This window comes from Limnospira sp. PMC 289.06, assembly GCF_032350395.1.
Lineage (GTDB): Bacteria > Cyanobacteriota > Cyanobacteriia > Cyanobacteriales > Microcoleaceae > Limnospira > Limnospira platensis.
On sequence record NZ_JARPLC010000165.1, the window covers coordinates 1 to 8,386 of the forward strand.

General features: G+C 35.2%; 8 protein-coding genes. All 8 read right to left on the reverse strand.

From position 1 onward, the window contains the following. Positions 1–714: 714 nt before the first annotated feature. Positions 715–1,134 (reverse strand): hypothetical protein, encoded by a 420-nt coding sequence (locus tag P5674_RS21660; protein WP_006617031.1) that lies wholly within the window; start codon positions 1,132–1,134, stop codon positions 715–717. Between the two features lie 165 nt (positions 1,135–1,299). Continuing rightward, positions 1,300–2,619, reverse strand: coding sequence for a cytochrome-c peroxidase (locus P5674_RS21665; RefSeq protein WP_006617032.1), 1,320 nt, complete (start codon positions 2,617–2,619; stop codon positions 1,300–1,302). Between the two features lie 38 nt (positions 2,620–2,657). Next, positions 2,658–3,329 (reverse strand): hypothetical protein, encoded by a 672-nt coding sequence (locus P5674_RS21670; RefSeq protein WP_014277322.1) that lies wholly within the window; start codon positions 3,327–3,329, stop codon positions 2,658–2,660. Positions 3,330–3,543: 214 nt separating this feature from the next. After that, positions 3,544–3,996, reverse strand: coding sequence for a hypothetical protein (locus P5674_RS21675; protein ID WP_014277321.1), 453 nt, complete (start codon positions 3,994–3,996; stop codon positions 3,544–3,546). A 140-nt stretch (positions 3,997–4,136) separates the two neighbouring features. Next, positions 4,137–4,871 (reverse strand): hypothetical protein, encoded by a 735-nt coding sequence (locus P5674_RS21680; RefSeq protein ID WP_014277320.1) that lies wholly within the window; start codon positions 4,869–4,871, stop codon positions 4,137–4,139. 175 nt (positions 4,872–5,046) lie between these two features. Further along, on the reverse strand, positions 5,047–5,718 hold the full coding sequence (locus P5674_RS21685; protein WP_006617036.1) for a hypothetical protein: 672 nt from the start codon (positions 5,716–5,718) through the stop codon (positions 5,047–5,049). 179 nt (positions 5,719–5,897) lie between these two features. Further along, entirely contained in the window at positions 5,898–6,908 is a 1,011-nt protein-coding gene (locus P5674_RS21690) for a hypothetical protein (protein ID WP_006617037.1), read from the reverse strand. 52 nt (positions 6,909–6,960) lie between these two features. Further along, positions 6,961–8,235 carry a vWA domain-containing protein gene (locus P5674_RS21695; RefSeq protein ID WP_006617038.1) on the reverse strand — a complete coding sequence of 425 codons (1,275 nt, stop codon included), beginning with the start codon at positions 8,233–8,235 and terminating at the stop codon, positions 6,961–6,963. Positions 8,236–8,386: the final 151 nt, after the last annotated feature.

Consider the following 8,386-nt stretch of genomic DNA (forward strand, 5'->3'; position numbering starts at 1 on the left):
CCAACCTACTGATGTTGGGTTTCACCCAACCCACATGGCTGGGGTTTTGGGAAGTGGTAGAAAATTAGGCGATCGCACTTTCCCCCAAGTGGAGTAGGTTGGGTGGAGGTCACGAAACCCAACCCTACCATCTCTAACTGATGTTGAGTTTCACTCAACCTACATGGCTGATATTTTACCTTGACAAATACCCGGATTTTACCTATCCTATAAGAATAGAAAACTGTGCCGCTATATATATGAATTTTACAGTGGGTAAAACCAAAGCCAACCTATCATTGCTACTGCCTCGCCAACCCGCGATCATCATAAGTTTAGTAGTAGGTTAGGGGTCGGAAAACGGCACTCTCGCTGGTTGGGTTTCACTGGGTTTCACCCAGCCCAAATCGCTACATAGCCGTTCTGGCAAAATGTTCATCTCCCAATAAATATAATCAATTTATATATAATCATATAATCAATTTATTTTTTATCAAAAATGGCAAATATCATGTCGTAAATAATTACCCTAAAGTTGTTTTTTCCAACCTAATCCCACTGTAATTTGTAATTAATCCAACTGCATAAGCTTAACCAAAAAATTTGAATTTCAAAAAAAATAACAATCAGAGTTATATCTTCAGTTATAATTTTGTATTCCCACAATAATTCATTAAATCTACCATTAACAAATAAGACAATATGAATAATTAATAAAGCTCTTAACCAAGAAACTTATAGTTTCTTGATTAACAAAAAAATACAAGGCATTGAAAATAAATAAAAAAACCAATAGGTGGGTAAACCCCAAACAATTTGATGAATTAATTTTACCAATAAAATTTGTTTTAACTCTGCCAAGATCATCAAAGTTAAGACACAAGTAAATACACTAACAATTACAGCAATAGTATTCATAAAACAGTGATACTTAAAAGAGATTAAATTATTGTGATTAGGCAAACGAAAAAGAGTATATCCTGGAGGTGGCAGTAGCCAATCATTCAATTTACTTGCCCGATATTTAACATATAATGTAATCTCAAACCACGGTGTTTTAGTATAAAATTCTGAAGGATTATTTAAAATTGTTGCGACCAATAAAATTACAAAAACTAAAAGGGCTATAAATAGTGCAAGTTCAACTATTGTCATAATAAATAATTCTAAAATAAACTCTTAATTTACCTAACCAAACAAAACATATTTGACTTTATAAATCCAAAAGGATAGAGTCATTAAAACATAATTTTTAAATCGGTATAATTATCTTGAATGGCTTTAAAGATTCAAATATAATTTGATTATTTTACTCAAAAATTAATCACAATTTAATTGTTTTCTTGACAAATCATCATTGTTTGGAAAACACAAGCTACTAGGGATTTTGCTTGGAACATACCGAATTAAATTAGGATCTCGTAATCCAGTTTCTACAAAATAAGTTAAATCATCAACTTGCTTATTAGTTAGGTTAAGAGGCTTAAAAAATATACTTAAGTTACCAGAATATTTAGCCTCCATCTTTTGAGGTTTTGCATTATTAAAGTATTCAACAATTTGTCGTACAGTTGTCAAAGATGCACCATGACCATAAGGAGAGCTATCTATTAAATTGTAAAGCGGCGGAACCTTGAACTTAAAGTCATCCTTGGCTCGTTGTGTAGCTGTACCTCTCCCTAAATTTAATCCAGTCCAATCTTTTGGATGGTCATCAAAGCCTACTGCATAAAATTCGTCTCGTGCTAAGTTTGATCCAGTATGACAGTGAACACAAGATGAACTAAAAAAGGTAATTGCGCCTCTAATTTGATTTTTTGACATAGCCATTTTATTACCTTTTAGCCATTTTTGAAAAGGCGCTTCATTACTTAATAAAGTCCGCTCATAAGCTGCAATTGCTAATCCTGCTCGTTTCAAGTCTTCAACTTCTGATCCTACATAAGGGCGATCAGGAAAAGCACTAGCAAATAGCTTTTGGTATTCAGGTATGAGAGCGATCGCGGCTGTTCCTAATTTATGGACGTTCATTGCACTAATGGCCTGGGTTTCTAACCCATCCAGCTTAAATCTATTAATATCGAAGCTCTGAATTAGCTTCTCTTTGCCATTAACTCCAGTAGAGCCTGCACGCCCATTCCATAACATTGCTTTTTGGTAAGCACTGTTTAATACAGATGGAGCTAAAATATTTTGCTTATCAATTTCAGCAGGGAAAGCATCGGGATCTGGATGTCGCAATTTACCTGCTCCTATTCCTCCTGTTCCTAATGCTTGTGGCAAATTTGATCTAAATCCAGCTTCTGCAAAATGACAAGATGCACAGCTTGCTTCCTGCCAATGTTTACTATTAATTGGATTAATAGACAAAGCCGTTTCATGGAACAGCATTTGACCAAGATAAATTTTTTCTTTTGTTAATTCATTTTGAGGATCAAAAGGTATTGCACTAAGATTTTCTGAATCAGGTAGAATAAAATACTGATAACCACTATTATTAGGGGCGATCGAATTAATTAACTGCCTAAGCTGCATATCCAAATAAGTATGCTCAGGATCATTGGCAGAAAGAACTGGTTGTTCGACAGAGAAAATCACCCCAAAAATTATTACTAGGCTTAAAATAAACTTCACAAACATAAGCATGATTCAGGTTATATTTCCCATAATTTTAAATCCTAAATTCTGCGTAAATTTCTGTTTAAAACAGCATTTAATAAATCTCGGCAAACTGCATTCAAGTTGGCGTTGGTAATTTTCCAGAATCTTCCTGTGCGCTTGTTGCGAACTATCAGATTAATATTTGGATATCGTCGTGCTTGTACAAATGTATTGCTTGCATCAGCTACTAAAATATTCTGGGAATTTAAATCACTAGCAATATTCCCTCTATTGTTATACTCAGCAGTTGTCATGTAAACACCATCTTGCGCTGTAAGAAGTTGAATATTCCCACTACTATCTTCATAGGCTACAGCTTCATATTCATCACTCATTGAATCTGCTTGATGACCTCTGTCTCGCTGAAGCTCTCCGATTCTAATAGGAGAGTTAGTACCAACAGGAAATAACAATTTAGCATCTTCAGGCATTTGCATAAGCTGGCGGCGCACACGATTGATAGAACTCATTAAGCTAGGACTCGTACTTAAATCTACGGGTTGTTGTCCTAGCTGATCTAACCCTAATTCATGAGGCGTAGCTACAGCATAAATAGTTCTTAAGTCAATTAAATTCTGGTAACCAGAGTCAATTGCATCTGAGGGCTTTGATACATTTATAATCAGTGCTAAAGAAATTAAAAATGATAAAGCTAAAGCCAATGTTCTCAACAGAGAGTATTTTTTCATGAGATTTTTTGTAATTTTAACAAAACGTCAGAAGTCGGTAAATGTTGTAACGTTATCAATTACCACTTCATTGTAAACTAGATTAAGTTTAACTGCATAGATTAATTTATATGAATTTCTTATTAAAATCAATTATCGCCAAAAGATTTCCAAACTAAATTGAACTTCTAAAGACATAAAAATCGACATATTGCTCGGTCGAGAGTTTCCTTAGTCATAATTTAAGTTTTTGAAGTATGCTTTGGCAATAGTAATCTAAAGGAACGTTAAGAATTTGTTGATCATGATTGTTTGTATTATCTTTAATCAACAAATCAATTGTTTTTTTGGATTCTAAGTTTTCCAAGTAATTAAGTTGTTGAGTGATCAGTTTTAGTGATTGTCCCACGGTTAACGAAACCCAATCTCCTTGAGAATCTTTAATATGACTAGCACTGTATAAAATATTTATTATCTCATTATTGGTCATGGAAATTTCTGAATATTTGTCATAAAAAATATCCTTTGTTGAAAACCCAGATCCTAAAGCTCTAGCGATATCTCTGAAAACAGAGCTAAGTTTTAGCAACTCTTTCTTAGAAACTTTACTATATTTTTTTATGTCTATTAAGCTTATATTTGACGACTTAAAATCAATTAAATTGTAGATTTTTTCTTGAATATACATATCATTAATAGTATCCGTAAAATGATTTTCAAAGAGGTATGTCAAATCAAAAAAAATAGAAAAATTTAAGATGGACGTTAACAAGAAGATTAACAAAAGTTTCATTGCTTATTTTATTGATAGTTGAAAAAATTTACCAATTAATATATTCGTAAAGTTTGGTTTAAAACAGCGTTTAATAAATCTCGTTTAACTGCATACAAGTTAGCATTGACTATTACCGCTTGTCTTCCTGTGCGCTTGTGGCGAACTATCAGATTAATAGTTGGATAGCGTCGTGCTTGTAAAAATATACGGCTTGCATCAGCTACTAAAATATGTTGAGAGTTAAAATCAGTAGAAGTGTTACCTTGGCAACTTAACTCGGATCTTGACAATGAACACTGGTGTCTTAGGAGGTGACCAGTGCCTGACAATGCTGCTCTTGTCATTGCAGCTCCATCTCCCGCTGTAATAGATTGAGCGTTTCCGCTGCTATCTACATAACCTGTAGCTTCATATTCATCACTTCTTGAATCTACTTGATGACCGGTATCATTTGGAATTTCTCCAATTCTAATAGGAGAGTTAGTACCAACAGGAAATGATAATTTAGCATTTTCAGGCATTTGCATAAGCTCTCTGTTCACACGCTTTATAGCCCTCATTAAGCTAGGATTCGCACTTAAATATACTGGTTGTTTTCCTAGCTGTTTGAACCCTAGTTCATTTAGTTCATGAGGTGTATATACAGCCTCAATAATTCCCAAGCCAATGAAATTATGATAACTAGAGTCAATTGCATTTGTAGTCTTGGATAAGCTTATAATCATTACTAAAGAAATTAGAAACGAGAAAGCCAAGGCTAATCTTTTCCAGAAAGCGGATTTTTTCATGATATTTTTGGTGATTCTTTAAAACTTAACGTCAGAGGCAAGTCACTGTAGTGACGCGCTTAACTACAATCTAAACTAGATTAATTTGAACTGCATCGATTGTTTTTGTTGATTCAAAATAAGCCACCTTTCACTTGATAATCTTATCAAGTGAAAGGTGACCGAACTTGAACGGTTAAGAACTGCGCAAGTTGCTGTTTAAAACAGCATTTAATAAATCTCGGCAAACTGCATTCAAGTTTGTATTTACCATTACTGCTCTTGTTCCAGTCCGCTTGTTGCGAACTATCAGATTAATAGTTGGATAGCGTCGTACTTGTAAAAATGTACGGCTTGCATCAGCTACTAAAATATGTTGAGAGTTAAAATCCATAGCAATGCTACCGTTACCAAGTAACTCTGCTGTTGTCATTTCAACTCCATCTCCCGCTGTAAAAGATTGAGGGTTTCCGCTGCCATCTACATAACCTTCACCTTCATATTCATCACTTCTTGAATCGGCTTGATGACCTGTATCCTGTGGAATATCTCCCATTTTAATAGGAGAGTTAGTCCCAATAGGAAATATCAATCTAGCATTTTCAGGCATTTGCATAACCTCTCTGTTCACACGCCTTATAGAATTCATTAAGCTAGGGTTCGCACTTAAATCTACGGGTTGTTGTCCTAGCTGGTCTAATCCTAGTTCATGAGGTGTGGCTACAGCGTCAATAATTCCTAAGTCAATTAAATTCTGATAACGAGAGTCAATTGCATTTGATGGCTTGGATAAGCTTATAATCAGGGCTAAAGAAATTACAAACGAGAAAGCCAAGGCTATTTTTTTCCAGACAGAGGATTTTTTCATGCGATTTGTTCTTCCAGTAAAAATCAAAATGGAAAGCAAGCAACTTTAGTTTTAGGGGTTATAGTTGAGATTGCCTGAGAGTGACCTAAACTTCATTTTAGACAAAATCCATTTGAATTGGGAGGGTGGATATATATGTTTTTATTATCTGAACCATTACCTCCAAAAACTTTTATAAATTACTGATACCGACCAGACATCAAATTTGATGATGGCGAGTTCTGATTGATTTCTAATTGAGTCAAGTCAATATCCGACTCTAAAAATGTTAAGCCTTCGTTAACTGCTGAATTAACTATATCTCTTAAAATTGCTTGGATACTAATATTTTTCATCAGATAAATTGTGTTACTGTTTGCTTCAATACAGACTAAGCTTAAAACTTCTACTGTATCGGATTCCTGAATAGAGTTGTTATTCATTCTGTCAGATAATTCATCAATTAGCTGTAATATATCCTGCTTTGTAAATGGTAAGGCTTGCTCACCAGAAGCATCTAAATATCCAATGGCTTCTAGATTTAAATTGTTATTGAGGTTAGTTGTATGATTGTTGTTCAAACTAATTGGCTCATTTGTTCCTAGCGAATACCTTATATGTGCTGTGTCCGGGAAAGATAAAATATTTTTTTTCGCTAATTCTATATACTTAGAGTATTGCTCTTGAGGAAACGAACTTTCTAAGTTATATAAATTTGTAGAAATTGGTTCGTGAGCTTCATATTGACGGGATAAAAATTTAGGATATCCAAAATATTTATATCCAAATACCATCAAAATAAACAGCGAAAAGGTTGCCAGTATGAAAGATATAACTGTCACTTTTATGTCGTGCTTTTTTGTCATTTTAGGAGTTCCTAATCCAGAGCTATGAGTAGATGAGACACCAATTATTTTTAGTGCAATTGCCCATGAATCGACCGCCCATTTAGACATTTCGAGAGACAATCCACAGTTATTTTGCAATTTTTGAGAAATATTTTGTATAGATAATTCAGGCGGAAGCTTGCTTGAAATCAAATCATTAGGTACTCCCTCCCTATGTGCATCAATTAAAATTTTGATTTCGCGTTTATAAGCAGGACACATATCTCGCAAATATGCTTCGCATCTTTGCCTATCTTGCAACAAGTTTGGATCTTTAGCAATTATTTCTCCAAGCACTTTCCGAGGGTGGGGCTGATTTTTCATTAGTTTTTCATTGATAAAGATGAACTTGACTAAATATTAATTTTCCACTACTTTACCAAACTCCACCACTAGAAGAAACTTCAGGACTTGGAGGCAAAGCAATAGATAAATTACTCTTAGAAGATGAATCAGTTTGGCTAACCGGGGATGATGCTGCTTTCAATACTATAGTGGATGACCACTTGATGTATTTAAATAAAGCTTCTGGGTTGTTAGCTTGCAATGGCTTTAGCTCTGTGTGACCAATAAATTTTTGCAACACTGCCTCATCGGCATCTTTGCCGATAGCAATAGCAATTCTGACTGCTTTTTTCCCCCAAGGCTGCTTCATAAGCTCATCCAGTCCACTTTGAAAGTCATCAGTGGGCTGGCCATCTGAAATTAATACTAAAACAGGAGGCAGAGCTCTTTCATTCATGGGGGGTATTTTCAACTCTTGCGAAACTAGCTTTAAAGCTGTACCCATATCGGTTCCTGAAGAAGTTGTCCCATCTGCTAACTTTTGAGTCACTTCTTTTGCGATCGTGTCTGCAACTGTTCCTAATAGATCCTCAAAATTATGAACCCCCTTAGTTTTTGTAATATTCCAAAACTCGCCACCTGTCATGCGGGCAATAGATTTATGTGCTCCTTCTCTTCCAGAAACGCCCAAAACATGACTGGTAATTGATGCACTTTTGAGTTGGGAAACAATATCAGAAAGCCCTTCATTGCCACCCATTTCATCTGAGATAATGACTAATATTCGAGTATTTTCAGAAGAATTATCAAACGTATTAATAACATGAGGAAAAATGTCAACGGTGTCGCGTTGAGCTAAATAGCATCCCCCGCCTCCAAATAAACCGAGAGATAGAGATTGAATATTTTTCTTAAATCTTTCAGGTGTATTTAAAGGCCATACACCAATGGTATAACGAGACAAATTATAAACTTTATAGGCTTTGCCCATACTCGATCCGCGATGACCTCCAATATCAAAACCAACCAAACCTAATCTGACATTAGCTCCAGCTTTGATAATTTGATCTGCAAATGAAACGCAGCTCCTTTTTACAGCATCAATTTCATCGCTCATACTGCCACTTGTATCTACTAGAAATACAATATCTAACTTGGGTTGCTGAAGTGGATCCGCAACTAAATCTTTCCACTGAAAGTCTGATATCGGAATAGCTGATGGAAAATACCATTCTGCCCCATGAGAAAATTTTAAAACTCTTAGAAGCACATTAGCATTAGGATTCTCACTTGCTACAGTTACCATATGGGGTAACGCTTCGCGAATTGCAGCGTTTAAAGATTGAATTTTACCTTCCACTGACATCGACCCTGATGTATCGCAAATCCATATAAAGTTAAGAGGTCTTACTGATAAACTTCCGCCAGGTCTTTTTACCATTTTTGCCACCAGCTATTTGTGAGTAGGGGTCGAGAGAGATGTCGCCATCTCCCCCTCCCATACAAAACCGTACATT

Excerpts from the sequence above, each read along its gene's own strand:
- P5674_RS21665 (WP_006617032.1), bottom strand. The coding sequence starts at position 2,619 with ATGTTTGTGAAGTTTATTTTAAGCCTAGTAATAATTTTTGGGGTGATT.
- P5674_RS21675 (WP_014277321.1), bottom strand. The coding sequence starts at position 3,996 with ATGTATATTCAAGAAAAAATCTACAATTTAATTGATTTTAAGTCGTCA.
- P5674_RS21690 (WP_006617037.1), bottom strand. The coding sequence starts at position 6,908 with ATGAAAAATCAGCCCCACCCTCGGAAAGTGCTTGGAGAAATAATTGCT.
- P5674_RS21670 (WP_014277322.1), bottom strand. The coding sequence starts at position 3,329 with ATGAAAAAATACTCTCTGTTGAGAACATTGGCTTTAGCTTTATCATTT.
- P5674_RS21685 (WP_006617036.1), bottom strand. The coding sequence starts at position 5,718 with ATGAAAAAATCCTCTGTCTGGAAAAAAATAGCCTTGGCTTTCTCGTTT.
- P5674_RS21695 (WP_006617038.1), bottom strand. The coding sequence starts at position 8,235 with ATGTCAGTGGAAGGTAAAATTCAATCTTTAAACGCTGCAATTCGCGAA.
- P5674_RS21680 (WP_014277320.1), bottom strand. The coding sequence starts at position 4,871 with ATGAAAAAATCCGCTTTCTGGAAAAGATTAGCCTTGGCTTTCTCGTTT.
- P5674_RS21660 (WP_006617031.1), bottom strand. The coding sequence starts at position 1,134 with ATGACAATAGTTGAACTTGCACTATTTATAGCCCTTTTAGTTTTTGTA.